Here is a 19,618-nt window from a genome sequence, read left to right on the forward strand (position 1 = left end):
CGCGGAAGCGCCGACTATTCGAACTTGGGAAGAAGCGCGTCCATCGGAGTGGAGGATGGCATCACGCGGTAGGTCTTCATGGTCTGGGTCATCGCCTTCTGGAAGGCCGGGGCGGTAGCAGCAGACGATGTAATTCTAGTCGGCTCGTCGAGCGTCACCACGACGACGTACTGCGGGTCGTCGACCGGCGCGAAGCCCACCATGCTGGTGTAGTAGATGCCCTGCTTGTAGCCGCCGTTGCCGTCAGGCACCTGCGCCGTACCGGTCTTGCTGGTGACCCGGTAGCCCGGGACCTCGATGCGCTCGGCGTTGCCGCCCTGCACGGCAACGTTCTCGAGCATCCGGGTCAGGTCGGCGGCGGTCTGCGGCGCGATGATCTGATCGTGCTCCGGTGCGTCCGGCGTGACGACCGTGCCATCGGCAGCCGTGCACGACTCGATCAGCGAGAGGTCGATCTTCTCCCCGCCGTTCGCGATCGCCTGGTAGGCGCCGGCCACCTGCGGGGCGGTGACGGTGAAGTACTGGCCGAACGTCGTCGTGTACAGCGACTGGTTGTCCCAGTCCGCGGTCGGATGCAGTTCGCCGCCCTGCTCGTTCGGGAATCCGACGGTCGGCTCCCCGACCCCGAACCGCTGCAGGTAGTCGTAGCGCACGTCGGGGCTCACCATCGTGCCGAACTTCGACAGCGCCACGTTGGACGAGTCGATCAGCGCGCCGGCGAGCGTGTACTGGAACGCGGGGTGCACGAACGCGTCGTTGATGACGGCGCCGTTCTCGAACTTCTCGTGCGACGAGGCGGTGACGGTCGGACTGGTCATCGTCACGCCGGCGTTCTCCATGACTGCTGCGGCGGTGACGGCTTTGAACGTCGACCCCGGTTCGAAGGTGCGGGAGAACAGCATGCTCCCCCACGTGCTCGATCCGGAGGCGTCCAGGTCGTTGGGATCCATCGTCGGCCATTCCGCCGCGGCGCGGATCTTGCCCGTCTTCACCTCGACGACCGTGACGGTGCCGCCCTTGGCGCCCTGCGCCTGGGCCTCTTCCGCGATCATCTGCTGCATGTACCACTGCAGGTCGCTGTTGATCGTCAGCTGCACGGCGCCGCCGTCGACCGCATCGACCCTGGTCTCGCTGCCGGGGATGATCACGCCGTCCTTGCCCGTGCGGTAGCTCTCCTCGCCGTCGGTGGGTGCGAGGCACTGACTGTCCATCTTCTCGATGCCCGCCTGCGCCTCCCCCTCGCCGTTCAGGTACCCGATCACGTTGCCTGCCACGGCGCCGTTCGGGTACACGCGCGTCTCCCGCGCGGTGAAGTGCATGTAGGGCAGGCCCTGCGCCTTGAGGTCCTTGAGCTCGATGTGCTGCTCGGTGGTGAGCCCCTTCTTCACCTGATACCAGCGCGAGTCGGGATCGGCGGCATGCTGCGACTCGACCTCGGTGCGCAGGGTCTCGGCGTCGAGACCGGTGATCTCGGCGATGCGCTGCGCCGCCTCGGCCCAGGGGATCTCAGGGGGGTTCTTCTCGTCGTCCTCGAGGAGGAAGACGACCTGCGGATCGATGTTCCAGTCGTAGACCGTCACGCTCTCGGCGAGCACGGTGCCGTCGGCGTCGACGATCGATCCGCGCTGTCCGGGCAGCGGTGTCCCCACCGAGATGTACTTGAGCGACTCGCTGACGTGCTCATCGGCCTTCACCACCTGGATGTCGATCAGACGCACGACGAACGCGGCCAGGATCGCGAGGATGACGGCCAGCGCGACGACCGTGCGTCGCCGGGGACTCCGGGTGGCTCGTGTCGTCATGGACTGTCTCCGTCAGTTCGTGATGGTCGTGGGATCGGTCAGCGGGTCGTGGGGCTCGGGAGCCCGTCGGTGATCGCGGGCGGCAGCTCCTGAGCCGGCGGCTGCGCGGCATCCGGCGCAGCGGGCTCCTCTGCCGTGGTCGGAGCGACCGCCGGATTCTGCAGCAGCGCGTTGCTCACCGCGCCGGCGCCGTTGGGGTTGATCGTGGACACGCCCCCCGCTCCGGTGACGGCTCCGAACACGGCGCCGTCGCTGAGTCGGAGATAGGAGGGCGAGCCGGCGACGATCATGCCGAGATTCGCGGCGCTGGTCGCGAGCGACTGCGGCGAGCTCATGCCGGTCAGGTCCTCCTGCAGCGCATCTGTGCGGAGATCGAGTTCGTGCTGCTGCGACGAGAGCCCGGCGAGCACGAAGGAGTCCTGGGTGATCGCCAGCGAGAGACCGATCTGCGCGGCGCCGATCGCCATCGCTCCCGCCAGGGCGACGAGCGCATAGGCGAGCTTCGGCTTGCGGCGCACGGGCGTGCCGGTGACGGGCTGCAGGCGACGACTCGGGGCGCGGTCGCTCGAGCGGTCCGGCGGCGCAGGCAGGGCGCGCGGCTTGCGGACGGCGGCGTTGAGGCTCATGCGCTCTCCCTGATCTTCTCGGCGGCGCGCAGGCGCACGGGGATGGCCCGCGGGTTGCGGGCCCGTTCCTCGTCATCGGCGAGTTCGGCGCCGCGCGTGATGATTCTGAACCGCGGTGCGTGCTCGGGGAGCTCGACCGGGAGCCCCGGGGGCGTGGTGGAGGCGGCACCGGCGGCGAAGGCCTGCTTGACGAGTCTGTCCTCGAGCGACTGGTACGACATCACGACGATCCGTCCGCCGACGGAGAGGGCATCCATGGCCGAGGGGATCGCATCGGCCAGGACGTTGAGCTCGGCGTTGACCTCGATGCGCAGCGCCTGGAAGACACGCTTGGCGGGGTGACCTGCGCGCTGTGCCGCGGCCGGCGTGGCGGCGATGAGGATCTCGACGAGCTCGCCCGAGCGCGTGATCGGCTGCTTCTCACGGGCGGCGATGATGAATCGTGCGTAGCGCCCTGCGAGCTTCTCCTCGCCGTAGCGCTCGAAGATGCGACGGAGGTTGCCCTCGCTGTACGTGGCGACGACCTCGGCGGCGGTGACGCCCTTCGTCTGATCCATGCGCATGTCGAGCGGGGCATCCTTCGAGTACGCGAACCCGCGCTCCGCCTCGTCGAGCTGCAGGGAGGACACTCCGAGATCGAAGAGGATGCCCGCAGCGCCCTGGGCGTGCAGGCCGATCTCGTCATACACGGTGTGCACGAGAGTGATCCGGTCGGCGAAGCGCGCGAGGCGCTCCCCCGCGATCCGCAGCGCGTCGGTGTCTCGGTCGAGACCCACCAGACGGATGTTCGGGAAGCGCTCGAGCAGAGCCTCGGAATGCCCGCCCATGCCGAGCGTGGCATCGACCAGCACCGCTCCGTCGTGCTGGAGGGCGGGAGCGAGCAGCTCGATGCAGCGCTCGAGCAGTACGGGGGTGTGGATGTCGCGGAGGCTCATGATCTCTCTCGGGTGATCTCTGTATCTCGGTGACCAGGGCCCTGATCCCCCTCCGCTTCTCGACCCGGCACCGGGGAAGTGTGTCGGGGCGGGAGCGGCGGGGCATCACAGCCGTGGTCAGAACAGTCCCGGGATCACCTCCTGCTCGAGTTCGGAGTACGACTCCTCGCCGGCCGCGAGGTAGGTGTTCCAGCTCTCGGCATCCCAGATCTCGGCGTGCGCGCCGACTCCGGTGACGATGAGCTCCTTCTGCAGACCCGCGTACTGACGGAGGTGCGCGGGAATGGTGATGCGGTTCTGGCTGTCGGGCATCTCCGCACTCGCTCCGGAGAGGAACAGGCGCATGAAGTCACGCGCCTGTTTGTTCGCGAGCGGCGCCTGACGGATCCGCTCGTGCATCGCCTCGAACTCGGCCGTGCTGAAGACGTACAGGCAGCGTTCCTGCCCTCGTGTGACGACGATGCCGCCACCGAGGTCCTCGCGGAACTTCGCGGGGAGGATGACCCTGCCCTTGTCGTCCAGCTTCGGAGAATGCGTTCCCAGCAACATCAGCCATCACCCCCTCTACGTCCGGCCAACTCGAGGTGCGCCCCACTTTACTCCACTTTCCTCCACAAACCTACGGTCAATTGGCAGAAAAGCACCCCTGGGCGCCGAGAGCGCGCAGGGGAACCGCGAGATCACGCGGTGGAGAGGAGTGGAGCGTCAGTGGAGGGCGAGTGGAGGACGAGTGGAGCGAGTTGGGCCCTCTCGCCCGTCGAAGACGACGTGCGACGCATCCGAGAACGACGAAGGCCCGGATGCTCAGAGCATCCGGGCCTTCAGAAGAAGTAGTGGAGGAGGGTCAGTGACCGTCCTGCCGCCGATCCCATCGGTCGTTCATGCGATCCATGAAGGATGCGGAACTGTGCTGCTTGGCGGCACGCTCGCGAGGAGCCGCCGAGACGGGCTTGCGCACGGGAGTCACCGCCAGCATGACGCCACCCAGCATCGCCGCGAACCCGACGACGCCCACCACGACACCCCAGACGTCACCGAGGACGACGCCCACGATCAGTCCGCCGACGCCGGCGAGGAGCAGAAGTGCTCCGTACACGAGATTTCGGTAGCTGAGAGCTCGGTCGCCTGACGGCGCGCTCACGACATCGGCGTCGTTGTGCAGGAGATGGCGCTCCATCTCGTCGAGCAGACGCTGCTCCTGTTCGGAGAGTGGCATTTCATCCCCCTCGGGTATCGTCCGTCCATTCTACGCGCGGTATGTCGCCTGAGGCTAGCTGTCGGAGCCCTGATTGGCTTTACGTATGCTGGGAGTCGTGCCGTCCCCCACACTCGTCCCCGACGCCGTCGCCGAACGCCTGCACTCCTTCCTCGAGAGGATGCGCGTCGAGTCCGCAGAGTACGGCCCTGATGCCTCCGCGCTGATCGACTCGGCCGCCGACACGCTGGTGGGCGGCAAGCGACTGCGGGCCCGCTTCTGCCATGCCGGATGGCAGGGCGTCGCCCGATTCGGCGACCGCACGGCCGTCGAACCCTCCGCACTCTGGGACGTCTGCGCGTCGCTCGAGATCTTCCAGTCGGCGGCGCTGGTGCATGACGACCTCATCGACAACTCCGACACGCGTCGAGGCCGGCCGGCCGCACATCGCGCTCTGGAACGATCGCACCGCGACTCCGGCTGGTGGGGTGACGCCGCGGCTTTCGGCCGCTCCTCGGCGATCCTGCTCGGAGACCTGCTCGTCGCCTGGAGCGACGACCTGTTCGAGGACGCCGTCGCCGCACTCCCCCATGCGCCGTCCGTCCGCCGTGAGTACGCCCGGATGCGACGCGACGTCACCGTGGGCCAGTTCCTGGACATCGCCGAGGAATCCGCGTGGAGCGTGAACGCCACGGACTCGCACGTCGAGCGCGCGCTCCGGGTCGTCTCGCTCAAGTCCGCCCGATACAGCATCGAGCAGCCGCTCGTGCTCGGAGCCGCGATCGCCGATGCCGACGAAGACCAGCTCCTCGCCCTGCGCCGGTTCGGCCACCCCGTCGGCATGGCGTTCCAGCTGCGCGATGACGTGCTCGGCGTCTTCGGAGACGCGTCCGTCACCGGCAAGCCCGCCGGCGACGACCTGCGAGAGGGCAAGCGCACCGTGCTGGTCGCGCTCACGCGGCAGACGCTCGAGACCTCGACCCGGACTCTCTTCGACGAGATGCTCGGCGACCCGGAGCTCACCGCCGAACAGATCGCCTTCCTGCAGGCGACGATCTCGGCGTCGGGCGCCCTCGAGCGGGTGGAGACGATGATCTCGGACTACGCGGTGGAGGCCGACCGCGCTCTCTCCGGGGCACGACTCGACAACGCCGCCGTGGGCGGCCTTCGGGATCTCGCCCGTGCAGCGACGGTGCGAACGGCCTGAACCAGGCTCGCCGCGAGCGGCATCCCGCCCTGGGGCGCGCGGCCCGCTGCGTGAATCGCGGCCTGCGGCGTATCAGGCGAGAGTGCGGGCGAGGCGACGGACCGCGCTCTTGTGCCCGGCGAGCAGCGCGGCGATCGGCGAGCGGCCGAGCGTCTCCTCGTCGGCGAGCAGCCAGTCGACGACCTCGTCGTCGCTGAACCCCGCGTCCTGGAGAACGATGATGGTGCCGCGCAGCGACGGCAGCGGGTGGCCGTCGACGATGAAGACGGACGGCACGGCGAACACCCCGGAACGGCGGGAGCCCACGAGGTAGTGCTCGTCGATGAGCCTGCGGACGCGACCGAGGGGTTCGTCCAGCACCTCGACGAGATCGGGCATCGTGAGCCACTCGGTGGGGGTCACTCCCGCGTCGCCGATCTGCTCGGCGGTCGACGGGTTCTCGGCGGGGTGATTCTCAGACTGCGCAGACACCCTGCCACTATCTCACCTCTTGACGCTCACCGCATTTTCTTCACTCCTGCCACGTCCTTAACATGCGTCACTTCTGTTGACTTCCGTATACAGACGTGACAGCGTGGGCGGACGCCGACCAAGGGAGACCCACCTTGACAACGCACACCGCCGCGCGTCGAACGCGCTACCTCCGGCTGGGAGTCCCCGCAGCGGTTCTCGGAACCCTCTCCGGAGCCCTGGCCGCAGCGCCGGCCCCGGCAGCCGCCGCCAGCACGCCCACGGTTCAGCGGCTCGACGCGCTTCCCACCCGCGTGGTCTCCACCGAGGCGGCTCCTGCGTCGTACACCGTGCAGCCCGGCGACAGCGTCTACACGATCGCCACCAGGTTCGCGCTCCGCACCGCCGACGTGCTCGCATGGAACGGCCTGAGCTGGAGGTCCGTCATCCACCCGGGTCAGACGCTCGCCCTCACCGGAGCCTCGGCGCCCGCACCGGCTGCCACACCGGCACCGGTCGCTGCCGCCTCGCACACAGTCGTCTCCGGAGACACGGTGTTCGGAATCGCGCAGAAGTACGGCACGACGGTCGACAGCGTGCTCGCAGCCAACGGCCTCGACCGGTCGTCGGTGATCTACCCGGGTCAGACTCTCGCGGTCTCCGGCCCTGCGGCTTCTGCACCGGTCGCCCCACCGGCCCCCGCGCCGGTCGCCGCTCCGGCACCCGCAGCGACAGCGACCGGCGGAACGACGCACGCCGTCGCCGCAGGCGACACTCTCTTCGGCATCGCACAGAGGTACGGGACCACGACCGCGATCCTCCTCGCGCTCAACGGCCTGGGCCGCGACGCGATCATCTACCCGGGTCAGAGCATCCTCGTCGCCGCCGCTCCCGCTGGGCCCCCCGCTCCCGCCCCCGCCCCCGCTGCGGCGGAGCCCGCCGGTCCCCCGCCCCAGCTGTCCGCGGGCCTCGACGGGGAGCAGGCCGCCAACGCACGGTTGATCATCGCGGTGGGCCGGGACCTCGGCGTGTCGGATCGCGCGATAGCCATCGCGCTCGCGACCGCGATGGTCGAGTCCAGCCTGCGCAATGTGAACTACGGCGACCGGGATTCGCTCGGCCTGTTCCAGCAGCGACCCAGCACCGGATGGGGCACGCCCGAGCAGGCCGTCGACGCCGACCGGAGCACGCGGGTGTTCTTCGGCGGCGCCGGAGATCCGAACGGACAGCGCACCCGAGGCCTGCTCGACATCGGCGGATGGCAGGACATGCCGTTCACCGACGCCGCGCAGGCCGTGCAGATCTCGGCGTATCCCGACCGCTACGGCCAGTGGGAGACCCAGGCGTATCAGTGGCTCGCTCAGCACGGGTGACCCGCTTCCGGGTAAACGTGCAGGGTCGAGGGGCGAGCCGTTCCCGGTGCTTTCAGGCAGTCATCAATAGAATCTTGACGTGACGACCAATCAGCAGGCCGACCCCCTCATCGGGCGGCTCGTCGACGGTCGGTACCGGGTCCGCGCCCGCATCGCACGCGGAGGGATGGCCACGGTCTACGTGGCGACCGACCTCCGCCTCGAGCGGCGCATCGCGCTCAAGGTGATGCACGCGCACCTCAGCGACGATTCGGCGTTCCAGAGCAGGTTCATCCAGGAGGCTCGAGCAGCCGCGCGCCTGGCGGACCCGCACGTCGTCAACGTCTTCGACCAGGGCCAGGACGGCGAGCTGGCCTACCTGGTCATGGAGTACCTGCCCGGGATCACGCTGCGCGAGCTCCTGCGCGAGCAGAAGCGGCTCACCGTGCCGCAGACGATCACGATCATGGACGCCGTGCTCGCCGGGCTCTCGGCCGCGCACCGCGCAGGGATCGTCCATCGGGATGTGAAGCCCGAGAACGTGCTGCTCGCCGAAGACGGCCGCATCAAGATCGGCGACTTCGGTCTCGCCCGCGCGACGACGGCGAACACCGCGACCGGGCAGCAGCTGCTCGGCACCATCGCCTATCTCGCTCCCGAGCTCGTCACGCGAGGAACGGCGGATGCGCGCAGCGACATCTACGCTCTCGGCATCATGCTCTACGAGATGCTCGTCGGCGAGCAGCCCTACAAGGGCGAGCAGCCGATGCAGATCGCCTTCCAGCACGCGACCGAGTCGGTCCCCCGCCCCAGCGTCCGCAACCCGGGAGTCCCCGAGCAGCTCGACGAGCTCGTGCTCTGGGCGACCGAGAAGTCCCCCGACGAGCGTCCGGACGACGCCCAGCAGATGCTCGAGCGGCTGCGCGAGATCGAGCGCGGTCTCGGGATCGCCCCCGCGGTCGCCGCTGCCACGGCGTCTCAGCGCGCGCAGTCCGATTCGGCCGACCTCACGAAGGTCATGCCGAACACGATGGTGCTGCCGAGCTCGTCCGAGGCGCCCGCCTCAGAGACGGTCGACAACGCGACGCTGCTCCGGCGACGGTCCGCGAAACGGCGTGCTCGCGGAGCCTTCCTGCTGACTCTCGTTCTCCTGCTGGCCATGGTCGCCGGCGGAGTCGGCTGGTGGTTCGGCTCCGGACCGGGATCGCTGATCGCTGTGCCGGGGGTCGCCGGACAGACCTACGACGAAGCGGCCGCCGCGCTGACCGCCGAAGGCTTCGTGCCCGTGCGGGGCGAGGAGAACTCCATCGACGTCGCACGCGACGTGACGATCCGAACCGATCCCGACGAGGGTGCCCGACTCGACAAGGGCACCGAGATCACGGTGTTCGTCTCGGTCGGCCCGGCGTCACACGCCGTCGAGGCGCTGAACGGCAAGACGGAGCAGGAGGCGAGGGACTATCTCGCCGACATCGAGGTCAACGTGGCGGAGACTCCGCTGATCCTCTTCTCCGATGCCGAGGCCGGACGTGTGATCAACGCGTTCGTGACGCCTCGCGACGGCGCGGAGGTCTACGGGTGCGGCGACGGCTGCGAGCTGCTCGAAGACGACTCCGTCGAGCTCTACGTGTCGGCCGGCGCCTTCCCCGACGTCTCGGGGATGTCGGTCGATGAGGCCACGCGCACCCTCGCCGACAAGCAGGTCACCGTGTCCGGCGAGATCGACTACCGCTTCAGCGACGATGTCGCCAAGGACATCGTGATGGGCGTGCAGGATCGCGCCGAAGAGGGCAACCGCCGCCCGGGAGACACCGTGACGCTCATCGTGTCCAAGGGACCGGAGCTGTTCCCCGTGCCGGACGTCAAGGGCATGACCAGGGACGAGGCTGCCCAGGAGATCCGCGATGCCGGGTTCACCCCGACGTGGAACGGGATCTGGAACGCCTTCCCGAACGACTTCACAGAGGTGAGCGGTTCGGACCCGGGAAGTGGATCTCAACGCGCCAAGGGCACGGAGATCACGCTGCAGATCCGGAGCAGCGCCTTCTGACCCGTGTCCGTCGAGCCGACAGCCCGGCCGGCGACGGACCACCGTAGACGACAGAGCCGCCCTCCCCAATCGGGAAGGGCGGCTCTTCTGTGTCGTCAGCGAGCGACGGTCAGCGCTTCTCGAGCTCCTCGGCCACGAGGAACGCCAGTTCGAGCGACTGCATGTGGTTCAGACGCGGGTCGCACAGGCTCTCGTAGCGGGTGGCGAGTGCGGCTTCGTCGATGTGCTCGGAACCGCCGAGGCACTCCGTGACGTCGTCTCCTGTGAGCTCGACGTGGATGCCGCCGGGGAAGGTGCCCGCCGCGCGGTGCGCCTCGAAGAAGCCCCGGACCTCGTCGACCACGTCGTCGAAGCGACGGGTCTTGTATCCGGTCGGCGTCGTGATCCCGTTTCCGTGCATCGGGTCGGTGACCCAGAGCGGCTGCGCACCCGAGTCGCGCACGGCCTCGAGCAGCGGCGGGAGCGCGTCGCGGATCTTGCCCGCGCCCATGCGGGTGATGAACGTCAGACGTCCGGGCTCGCGGTTCGGGTCGAGCTTGTCGATCAGTTCGAGCGCCGTCTCCGGAGTCGTGGTGGGCCCGAGCTTGACGCCGATCGGGTTGCGGATCTTCGAGAAGTAGTCGACGTGGGCGCCGTCGAGCTCGCGGGTGCGCTCACCGATCCACAGGAAGTGCGCCGAGGTGTTGAACGGCGTGTCGGTGCGCGAGTCGATACGGGTCATCGGGCGCTCGTAGTCCATCAGCAGGCCCTCGTGCCCGGTGAAGAACTCGACGCGCTTGAGTTCGTCGAAGTCGGCGCCGGCCGCCTCCATGAACTTGATCGCGCGGTCGATCTCGGCGGCCATGCGCTCGTAGCGCTGGTTCGCCGGGTTCTGCGCGAAGCCCTTGTTCCAGGAGTGCACTTCGCGGAGATCGGCGAAGCCTCCCTGCGTGAACGCCCGGATGAGGTTCAGCGTCGAGGCAGCCGTGTGGTACCCCTGCAGGAGGCGACCGGGATCGGCGCGGCGCGAGCCCTCGGTGAAGTCGTAGCCGTTCACGATGTCGCCGCGGTACGCCGGCAGCGTGACGTCGCCGCGCGTCTCGGTGTCGCTCGATCGCGGCTTCGCGAACTGCCCGGCCATACGGCCCATCTTCACGATGGGCATCGAGGCGCCATAGGTCAGCACGACCGCCATCTGCAGGACGGTCTTGATCCGGTTGCGGATCTGGTCGGCGGTGGCGCCGGCGAACGTCTCGGCGCAGTCGCCACCCTGAAGCAGGAAGGCCTGCCCGGATGCCGCGCGCGCCAGGCGATCGCGGAGGTTGTCGACCTCGCCGGCGAACACCAGGGGCGGGAGCGCTGCGATCTGCGCGGAGACCTCGGCGACGCGCTCGGCGTCGCCCCACTGAGGCTGCTGCTTGATCGGGAGCGAGCGCCACGCGTCAAGCGCGTCGATGTGGTGCTGGAGCATGACTCCAGCCTAGTGCTCGCGGATCGCGCGGGACGCCCTACGGACGCCGTGTGACGCGCGACGGAAGGCGGTCCTTGACGGTCGACGCGTAGACGTCGTCGTACTGCTGCTCCCCGAGTCGCTGCAGCGCGACCATGATCTCGTCGGTGACGGATCGGAGGATGTAGCGGTCGTTCTCCATACCCGCGTATCGAGAGAAGTCGAGTGGCTCTCCGATGACGATCCCCACGCGCACCACGCGCGGAAGACGCTGACCGATCGGCATCGCCGTGTCGGTGTCGACCATGATCACCGGGATGACCGGGACCTTGGCCTCGAGCGCCATCCGTGCGAGTCCCGTGCGTCCGCGGTACAGCTTGCCGTCGGGACTGCGTGTGCCCTCGGGGTAGATGCCGAGCAGGTCGCCTCGCCCGAGAACCTGCAGCCCGGTGTTGAGCGACGCCTCGGACGCCTTTCCGCCCGACCGATCGATCGGGATCTGCCCCGTCGCCTTCATGAAGAACTTCGTCGCCCAGCCTTTGATGCCGCGCCCGGTGAAGTAGTCGCTCTTGGCGAGGAAGGACATCGACCGATCGATCATCAGCGGGAGGAAGATCGAGTCGGCGAACGACAGATGGTTGCTGGCGAGGATCGCCGCGCCGCTCGCGGGCACGTTCGCTCGCCCCACGACCCAGGGACGGAAGATCGCCTTGACCACGGGGCCGATCACGACGTACTTCATCAGCCAGTAGAACATCGAGGTGAAGTCTATCGCCGCCATCGGCATCCGCCAGCGCCGCTCGGGCAACCCCTCCGGAGCGCGACTGAGTTTCATCTTCATTGCGACCCGGTGTCATGCCCTAGACTCGTGTCCAACCCAGTGCCCGACCGGTACCGAAGGAGCTGCCGTGGTCCAGTTTGAAGTCCCCGCCGTCGTCCCCGCCGATCCCGAAGGCAACATCGCCGATCTGCTCGTGAAGCGCGTGGAGGCGACCCCCGACCGCGCTCTGTTCTCCATTCCGGAGGGCGAGGGGTGGCGCGACATCTCCGCCGCCGACTTCCAGACCGCCGTGATCGCCCTGGCCAAGGGCTTCGTCGCCGCCGGCATCCAGCCCGGCGAGAAGGTCGGTTTCCTCGCCCGCACCACCTACGAGTGGACGCTCGTCGACTTCGCGCTCTTCTATGCGGGCGCGGTCATGGTGCCGATCTACGAGACCAGCTCCCCCTCGCAGATCCAGTGGATCCTCGAGGACTCGGGTGCGATCGCCCTGCTCGTCGAATCGCCCGAGCACTTCGCGCGCGTCGACGAGGTGCGCGGCGATCTGCCGCTCATCCGCGAGATCTGGCAGCTCCACCTCGGCGCGATCAGTGCGCTGACCGCGCAGGGCGCGTCGATCCCCGACTCCGAGATCGAGCGGCTTCGCAGCATCGCCGTGGGGTCCGACATCGCGACCCTCATCTACACATCCGGCTCCACCGGGCGCCCCAAGGGCTGCGTGCTGACGCACAGCAACTTCGTCGAACTGTCGCGCAACTCGGCGAAGGCCCTCGACGCGGTGGTGCAGACGCCCGGCGCGTCGACGCTGCTCTTCATCACGACCGCACACGTGTTCGCCCGCTTCATCTCGATCCTCAACGTGCACGCGGGCGTGCGCACCGGCCATCAGCCCGACACCCGTCAGCTCCTGCCCGCGCTCGGGTCGTTCAAGCCGACCTTCCTGCTGGCTGTGCCGCGGGTCTTCGAGAAGGTCTACAACTCCGCCGAGCAGAAGGCCGAGGCAGGCGGCAAGGGCAAGATCTTCCGCGCCGCCGCCGACGTGGCGATCCAGCACTCGAAGCTCCGCGAAGAGGGCAAGAGCATCCCCGTCGGGATGAAGCTCAAGTTCGCCCTGTTCAACAAGCTCGTCTACGGCAAGCTGCGCGAGGCGATGGGCGGCCGGATCGTCTACGCCGTGTCGGGGTCGGCCCCGCTCGGCGCACGACTGGGCCACTTCTTCCACAGTCTCGGCGTGGTGATCCTCGAGGGCTACGGCCTCACCGAGACGACAGCACCGGCCACGGTGAACCTCGCCGACAAGTCCAAGATCGGCACCGTCGGGCCGGCGCTTCCCGGTGTCGGCGTCCGGCTCGCCGACGACGGCGAGATCGAGGTGCGCGGCATCAACGTCTTCAAGGAGTACTGGAACAACCCTGAGGCCACGGCCGAGGCCTTCAGCGACGGCGGCTGGTTCCACACCGGTGACATCGGCAGCTTCGACTCCGAGGGGTTCCTCACGATCACCGGCCGCAAGAAGGAGATCATCGTGACGGCGGGCGGCAAGAACGTCGCCCCCGCCGCTCTCGAGGACCCGATCCGCGCCAACCCGATCATCGGTCAGGTCGTCGTCGTCGGCGACCAGCGCCCGTTCATCTCGGCACTGATCACGCTCGATCCCGAGATGCTGCCGACCTGGCTCGGGAACAACGGTCTCGACAAGGGCATGTCGCTGGCGCAGGCGGCGAAGAGCGACGCGGTCCGCGCGGAGATCCAGAAGGCGGTGGATGCCGCCAACACCCGCGTCTCGCGTGCCGAGTCGATCCGCAAGTTCACGATCCTCGAAACCGAGTGGACCGAGGCCTCAGGTCACCTGACTCCGAAGCTGTCGATCAAGCGGAACGTGATCATGAGCGACTTCGCCGACGAGATCGCCGCGATCTACGACGAGCCGGTGTCGACCACGAACGTCGCGATCGGCGGCTGACCGGCCGACCGACAGCAGAAGGGCCCCGCCTCGGCGGGGCCCTTCTGCTGTGACGACGCTCAGAACCAGGCGCTCTCGCGCACCTCGCGCATCGCCCGCTTGCGGGTCTCCGCATCGAGGCGGGTGAGGTAGAGCTTCCCGTCGAGGTGATCGGTCTCGTGCTGCAGCGCCTGCGCGAGGAGTCCGTCGCCCTCCAGGACCACAGGCTCCCCGTCGAGATCGATGCCTTCGACGCGTGCCCAGGGGTGGCGGAGGGCATCGTGCCACAGGCCCGGCACCGAGAGGCATCCCTCGCCGGTCGGCACGGCTTCGCCACGGACCTCGGTCAGCACGGGGTTGATGATGTAGCCGATGTCGCCGTCGATGTTGTAGCTGAACGCTCGCAGCGCCACACCGATCTGCGGCGCCGCGACGCCGGCACGACCGGGCAGCTCGACGGTGTCGACGAGATCGGCGACGAGGGCGCGGACACCCTCATCAATGGTCTCGATCGGGGCGCACACGGTGCGCAGCACCGGGTCGCCGAAGACACGGATCTCGCGGACCGACATCAGGCGCCCTTCGCCCGCAGGCCCTCGACGAGCAACGCGGCGAGCTCGCGTGCCGCCACCCGCGTCTCGGGCTGGAGGTTCGCGAACACGATCGTGCCGCCTCCGGCGATCTGGGAGTCGTACGGCATCCGCACGACGTGTGCGGCACGCGTCCGGAAATGCGCTTCGAGCTCGTTCAACCGCACCAGCGGAGCACCGGGTGTCGACTGGTTGAGCACGACGACCGCCTCGCGCGCCTGCTCGGCGTACCCGTTCGTCTCCAGCCAGGTCAGCGTCTCGGATGCGAGTCGCGCCTCGTCCACGCTGAGCCCCGACACGATCACGATCTGATCGGCGAGATCGAGCGTGGCCGACATCACCGAGTGAACGATCCCCGTGCCCGTATCGGTGAGCACGAGCGAGTAGTAGTGCGCCGCGACACCGGCGACATCGCGGTAATCGCTGTCGCTGAACGCCTCGGCGATGCGCGGGTCCGAGTCGGACGCGAGCACGTCGAGCCGGGTCGCGTCGCGAGCGACGATCGCGGAGATGTCGTGGTAGCCCCGCACCTCGTCGTGGATGCGCACGAGGTCGCGTACCGACCGGGAATGCTGCGGGCGCTCCACACGATCGGCGAGGGTCCCGCGGTCGGGGTTGGCGTCCACCGCGATCACGCGATCATCCCGGGCGTCGGCCAGCGCCATGCCCAGCAGTGCGGTGATCGTCGTCTTCCCCACGCCGCCCTTGCGCGACAGCACGGGCACGAATCGCGCGCCGCCCACGAGCGGTGCGGAGATGCGCGCGGAGAGCGCCTTGCGCTCGCGGGCGCGCTTGCCGTCGCCGATGTTGATCCGACGACCGGAGATCGTGTAGAGGAAGTGACTCCACGCGCCCTCGGGTTCCGGCTTCGTCACCCGGTGCGGGTCGAGCAGGCGATCAGCCGTGAGCAGGTCGGCGGTCTCGCGCGAGGAGTCGCCGAGATCGTCGAATCGCTTGGACGACAGCTTCACCTCGGTGCGGGCGGAGCGAGTCGGCCGGGTGCCGGCCGAATCGGTGGGCTTCGGGGTGTCCACGACCGGGACCTCCGTCTTCTCGGGCACGGAACGGGCAGGGGGCACCGTGGGGATCGCCCCCGTGCGAATGGACGCGCGTGTCCTGACATCGGCCTTCGCCCGGGCGACGAATGCCTCCGCGGCAGCCGCTTCCTCGGCGATCGCATCCGCCTGGATCAATGCGGTGGGGGCGGGGGTGACGACCTCGGGCTCAGGCTCGGGCTCGGGCTCGGGCTCGGGCTCGGGCTCAGGCTCAGGCTCAGGCTCAGGCTCAGGCTCAGGCTCCGGCTCCGGCTCCGGCTCCGGCTCCGGCTCCGGCTCCGGCTCCGGCTCCGACTCCGGCTCCGGCTCCGGCTCACGCTCCGGCTCCGGCTCAGGCTCAGGCTCAGGCTCAGGCTCACGCTCAGGCTCAGGCTCACGCTCCGGCTCCGGCTCCGGCTCCGCCTCAGCGTCGACGGCTGCGGCAGCCGGCTCCGGCGGCAGCTCGATGATGATCGGCGCCATCGGGATGCTCGGGAGGTCTGCCGCACTGACCGTCTCAGCCGCCTTCGCGGCTGAGACCGGCTCGTCGACGATGAGGTCGGCGACGACCTCGCCCTCGACGACGTCGTCAGCGAGATCGTCGTCGTCGTCATCCTTCGGCAGCTGCACGCTGACCTGCGCGGTGCCGCTGAGGATGCCGATGACCGCCGTGTCCATGGACGCGGCGTCATCGAGCATTCCGCGGGACTCCTCGTCCGGCGATTCTGCTCTCTTCTTCGGGGTCACGTTGTCGCTCCAAGCCTGCGCGAGCCTCGGGTGTGCATCGAAGAATGCACGGCCCGCGCCCGCACAAGATTAGTGTGCCGGGCGGATGACGACCAAAAGGTCTCCTGCGTCGACCTGCTGAGTGGCGCCGATCGCGAGCCTCTCGACGACTCCGTCGACGGAAGCGGTGATGGCCGCCTCCATCTTCATCGCCTCGATCGACGCGACCGGCTCCCCCGCTCTGACGGCGGATCCGACCTCGACCTTGAGCGTCACCACGCCGGAGAACGGCGCGGCGACCTGTCCCGGCACAGAGGTGTCGGCCTTCTCGACCTCGTGGGCATCGACGGCGACGGAACGATCGCGGACGAACACGGGGCGCAACTGGCCGTTGAGGGTGGTCATGACCGTGCGGATGCCCTTGTCATCCGCATCGCCGATGGCTTCGAGACCGACGTACAGCTGCACGCCGCGGTCGATCTCGACGAGATGCTCCTGCCCCTGCACGAGTCCGTACAGGTAGTCGTTCGTGTCCAGCACCGACAGGTCGCCGTACTGTTCCCGCGCCTGCGTGAACTCCCGTGTCGGCCCCGGGAACAGCAGCGCGTTCAGTCGCGCTCGACGGCTCGCGCTGTCGCCCGCGAGTGCTGCTTCGTCGTCGGCCGAGATCTCGGTGAGGCCGGTGCGCACAGTGCGCCCGGCGAGGACCTTCGAGCGGAACGGCTCCGGCCATCCTCCCGGCAGGTCTCCGAGTTCGCCGGCCATGAAGCCGACGACGGAGTCGGGCACGTCGTACTTCTCCGGGTGCGCTTCGAAATCCGCGGGATCCGCCTTGACCGCGGCGAGGTGCAGGGCGAGGTCACCCACCACCTTCGACGACGGGGTCACCTTCGGCACACGTCCGAGGATGCGATCCGCCGCGGCGTACATGTCCTCGATCAGCTCGAAGTCGTCCGCGAGCCCCAGCGCCTTGGCCTGCTGCCGCAGGTTCGACAGCTGACCCCCGGGGATCTCGTGGTGGTAGACGCGTCCCGTGGGTCCGGGCAGCCCCGACTCGAATGGGGCGTACTGACGCCGCACTGCCTCCCAGTAGGGCTCGAGATCGGAGACGCCGCCCAGATCGATGCCGCTGTCGCGGTCGGTGTGCGCGAGTGCGGCGACGAGCGACGAGAGCGAGGGCTGGCTGGTGGTCCCCGACAGGGGCGCCGATGCGGCATCCACCGCGTCGACACCGACCGCACTCGCCGCGAGCAGCGTGGCGAGCTGACCGCCCGGAGTGTCGTGCGTGTGGAGGTGCACGGGCAGATCGAAGCGCTCACGAAGGGCGCTGACGAGCTTCGCCGCCGCCGCAGGGCGCAGCAGACCCGCCATGTCCTTGATCGCGATGATGTGGGCGCCCGCCGCGACGATCTGATCGGCGAGGTGCAGGTAGTAGTCGAGCGTGTAGAGATCCTCCGCGGGATCCAGCAGGTCGCCGGTGTAGCAGAGCGCGACCTCGGCGACGGCTGTTCCCGTCGCGCGCACGGCGTCGATGGCCGGGCGCATCTGCTCGACGTCGTTGAGCGCGTCGAAGATGCGGAAGATGTCCACACCGCTCGACGCCGCCTCGCGGACGAACGCCTCGGTCACCGCGGTCGGGTACGGCGTGTAGCCGACGGTGTTGCGACCGCGCAGCAGCATCTGGATAGCGACGTTCGGGAGCGCGGCGCGCAGCTTGTCGAGACGCTCCCAGGGGTCCTCGCCGAGGAAGCGCAGTGCGACGTCGTAGGTCGCACCGCCCCATGCCTCGACCGAGAGCAGGCCCGGCGTGAGCCGGGAGATGTACGGAGCGACGGCGACCAGATCCTTGGTGCGCACGCGCGTCGCCAGCAGTGACTGATGGGCGTCGCGGAACGTGGTGTCGGTGATCGCGAGAGCCGCCTGCTCGCGAAGACTCCGGGCGAATGCCTCTGGTCCGTGCTCGAGCAGTCGCTGACGCGAACCGGGGGCCGGCTCCGCATCCAGGTCGATCGTCGGCAGCTTGGTGCGGGGATCGATCACCCCGGGGTGGGATCCGTGCGGCTTGTTGACGGTGACGTCAACGAGCCAGTTGAGGATCCTCGTACCGCGATCCTTCGACGCGCGACCCTTGAGCAGCTCCGGTCGCTCGTCGATGAACGACGTGCTCACGTCACCGGCGACGAACGCCTCGTCGTCGAGCAGCGCCTGCAGGAACGGGATGTTGGTCGAGACTCCGCGGATGCGGAACTCCGCCAGCGCGCGACGGGCGCGGGCGACAGCGGCCGGGTAGTCGCGCCCGCGACACGTCAGCTTGGCGAGCATGGAGTCGAAGTGCGGACTGATCTGTGCGCCCTGATGCACGGTGCCGCCGTCGAGACGGATCCCCGCGCCTCCCGGCGAGCGATACGTGGTGATCTTCCCGGTGTCCGGACGGAAGCCCTGCGTCGGGTCCTCGGTGGTGATGCGGCACTGCAGCGCCGCGCCGCGGACATGCAGGTTCTCCTGCTGCAGGCCGAGGTCGGAGAGGGTCTGCCCCGAGGCGATCCGCATCTGGCTCTGCACGAGATCGACGTCGGTGACCTCCTCCGTCACCGTGTGCTCGACCTGGATGCGCGGGTTCATCTCGATGAAGACGACCTCGCCCGTGCGCTCCCCCGCGGTCTCGAGCAGGAACTCGACGGTGCCGGCGTTCTCGTACCCGATGGACCGGGCGAAGGCCACCGCGTATCCGTGCAGCGCGGTGCGGATGCCGTCGTCGAGGTTGGGCGCAGGAGCGATCTCGACGACCTTCTGATGGCGGCGCTGCACCGAGCAGTCGCGCTCGAACAGGTGCACGGTCTCACCGGTCTTGTCGGCGAGGATCTGCACCTCGATGTGCCGGGGCCGGACCACGGCCTGCTCGAGGAACATCCTCGGGTCCCCGAACGCGCTCGCGGCCTCGCGCATCGCCTCGGCGAGAGCGGGAGCGAGCTCCTCCGCCCGCTCCACACGACGCATCCCCCGTCCGCCGCCGCCGGCCACGGCCTTCGCGAACAGCGGGAAGCCGATGTCATCCGCCTGGGCGACGAGCTCGTCGACGTCAGCGGACGCCTCGGTGGAGCGGAGCACGGGGACCCCCGCCTCGATCGCATGCCGCTTGGCCTCGACCTTGTTGCCCGCCATCTCGAGCACGTTCGCGGGCGGGCCGATGAAGACGATGCCGTTGGCGGCCGCCTTCTCCGCGAGCTCGGGGTTCTCGGAGAGGAAGCCGTAGCCCGGGTAGATCGCGTCGGCGCCCGCCTGCTTCGCCACACGGATGATCTCGTCGACGTTGAGGTAGGCCCGCACCGGATGCCCGCGCTCGCCGATCTCGTAGGCCTCATCGGCCTTCAGCCGGTGGACGGATCCGCGGTCCTCATGCGGGAACACCGCGACGGTTCTCGCTCCGACCTCGTAGGCCGCTCGGAAGGCACGGATCGCGATCTCGCCGCGGTTCGCCACAAGGATCTTCTGGAACATGCAC

At 68.8% G+C, this 19,618-nt stretch carries 15 protein-coding genes; 4 read left to right on the top strand and 11 right to left on the bottom strand.

The features are described from left to right. Positions 1 to 14: 14 nt before the first annotated feature. The 5 genes from HWD99_RS15865 to HWD99_RS15885 all read right to left on the bottom strand — a co-directional run bounded on the left by HWD99_RS15865 (position 15) and on the right by HWD99_RS15885 (position 4,579). The gene (locus HWD99_RS15865; protein WP_241797152.1) at positions 15 to 1,802 is read right to left on the bottom strand and encodes a penicillin-binding protein 2; all 1,788 of its coding nucleotides are present in this window, start codon (positions 1,800 to 1,802) and stop codon (positions 15 to 17) included. A 38-nt stretch (positions 1,803 to 1,840) separates the two neighbouring features. Then, on the bottom strand, positions 1,841 to 2,428 hold the full coding sequence (locus HWD99_RS15870) for a hypothetical protein (protein ID WP_241797153.1): 588 nt from the start codon (positions 2,426 to 2,428) through the stop codon (positions 1,841 to 1,843). After that, a complete protein-coding gene (gene rsmH / locus HWD99_RS15875; protein ID WP_241797154.1) occupies positions 2,425 to 3,363 on the bottom strand; it encodes a 16S rRNA (cytosine(1402)-N(4))-methyltransferase RsmH in 939 nt (312 codons plus the stop codon). The genes HWD99_RS15870 and rsmH overlap by 4 nt, the downstream gene beginning before the upstream one ends. Positions 3,364 to 3,480: 117 nt before the next feature. Further along, positions 3,481 to 3,912, bottom strand: coding sequence for a division/cell wall cluster transcriptional repressor MraZ (gene mraZ, locus HWD99_RS15880; RefSeq protein WP_194763448.1), 432 nt, complete (start codon positions 3,910 to 3,912; stop codon positions 3,481 to 3,483). A gap of 295 nt (positions 3,913 to 4,207) precedes the next feature. Then, positions 4,208 to 4,579, bottom strand: a complete 372-nt coding sequence (locus tag HWD99_RS15885; protein ID WP_241797155.1) for a DUF3040 domain-containing protein — start codon at positions 4,577 to 4,579, stop codon at positions 4,208 to 4,210. 85 nt (positions 4,580 to 4,664) lie between these two features. On the opposite strand from HWD99_RS15885, the gene HWD99_RS15890 reads away from it, so the two are divergent. Next, entirely contained in the window at positions 4,665 to 5,765 is a 1,101-nt protein-coding gene (locus HWD99_RS15890) for a polyprenyl synthetase family protein (protein WP_241797156.1), read from the top strand. 72 nt (positions 5,766 to 5,837) lie between these two features. Here HWD99_RS15890 and HWD99_RS15895 read toward each other — a convergent pair whose 3' ends face one another. Continuing rightward, positions 5,838 to 6,182 carry an Rv2175c family DNA-binding protein gene (locus HWD99_RS15895; RefSeq protein WP_374205480.1) on the bottom strand — a complete coding sequence of 115 codons (345 nt, stop codon included), beginning with the start codon at positions 6,180 to 6,182 and terminating at the stop codon, positions 5,838 to 5,840. A 188-nt stretch (positions 6,183 to 6,370) separates the two neighbouring features. On the opposite strand from HWD99_RS15895, the gene HWD99_RS15900 reads away from it, so the two are divergent. Together HWD99_RS15900 and pknB are read left to right on the top strand one after the other, a co-directional pair. Next, on the top strand, positions 6,371 to 7,588 hold the full coding sequence (locus tag HWD99_RS15900; protein WP_241797157.1) for a LysM peptidoglycan-binding domain-containing protein: 1,218 nt from the start codon (positions 6,371 to 6,373) through the stop codon (positions 7,586 to 7,588). Between the two features lie 79 nt (positions 7,589 to 7,667). Further along, positions 7,668 to 9,617, top strand: a complete 1,950-nt coding sequence (gene pknB, locus HWD99_RS15905) for a Stk1 family PASTA domain-containing Ser/Thr kinase (protein WP_241797158.1) — start codon at positions 7,668 to 7,670, stop codon at positions 9,615 to 9,617. Between the two features lie 109 nt (positions 9,618 to 9,726). Here pknB and HWD99_RS15910 read toward each other — a convergent pair whose 3' ends face one another. After that, positions 9,727 to 11,067: a class II 3-deoxy-7-phosphoheptulonate synthase gene (locus HWD99_RS15910; RefSeq protein ID WP_241797159.1), complete on the bottom strand. Its 1,341-nt coding sequence runs from the start codon at positions 11,065 to 11,067 to the stop codon at positions 9,727 to 9,729. A 37-nt stretch (positions 11,068 to 11,104) separates the two neighbouring features. After that, entirely contained in the window at positions 11,105 to 11,803 is a 699-nt protein-coding gene (locus tag HWD99_RS15915; protein ID WP_241797224.1) for a 1-acyl-sn-glycerol-3-phosphate acyltransferase, read from the bottom strand. A gap of 151 nt (positions 11,804 to 11,954) precedes the next feature. Between HWD99_RS15915 and HWD99_RS15920 the strand changes: the two genes are divergently transcribed. Beyond that, on the top strand, positions 11,955 to 13,787 hold the full coding sequence (locus tag HWD99_RS15920) for a long-chain fatty acid--CoA ligase (RefSeq protein WP_241797160.1): 1,833 nt from the start codon (positions 11,955 to 11,957) through the stop codon (positions 13,785 to 13,787). 59 nt (positions 13,788 to 13,846) lie between these two features. Here the strand turns inward: HWD99_RS15920 and def are convergent, their stop codons facing one another. The 3 genes from def to HWD99_RS15935 all read right to left on the bottom strand — a co-directional run bounded on the left by def (position 13,847) and on the right by HWD99_RS15935 (position 19,614). Beyond that, positions 13,847 to 14,338, bottom strand: coding sequence for a peptide deformylase (def, locus tag HWD99_RS15925; protein ID WP_241797161.1), 492 nt, complete (start codon positions 14,336 to 14,338; stop codon positions 13,847 to 13,849). Beyond that, entirely contained in the window at positions 14,338 to 16,089 is a 1,752-nt protein-coding gene (locus HWD99_RS15930) for a MinD/ParA family protein (protein WP_274618346.1), read from the bottom strand. Before HWD99_RS15930 ends, def begins: the two co-directional genes overlap by 1 nt. Positions 16,090 to 16,206: 117 nt before the next feature. Next, positions 16,207 to 19,614, bottom strand: coding sequence for a pyruvate carboxylase (locus tag HWD99_RS15935; RefSeq protein ID WP_241797163.1), 3,408 nt, complete (start codon positions 19,612 to 19,614; stop codon positions 16,207 to 16,209). Positions 19,615 to 19,618 lie beyond the last annotated feature (4 nt).

The sequence above is a fragment of the Microbacterium sp. C5A9 genome, from assembly GCF_022627955.1.
In the GTDB taxonomy this organism is placed as follows: Bacteria; Actinomycetota; Actinomycetes; order Actinomycetales; family Microbacteriaceae; genus Microbacterium.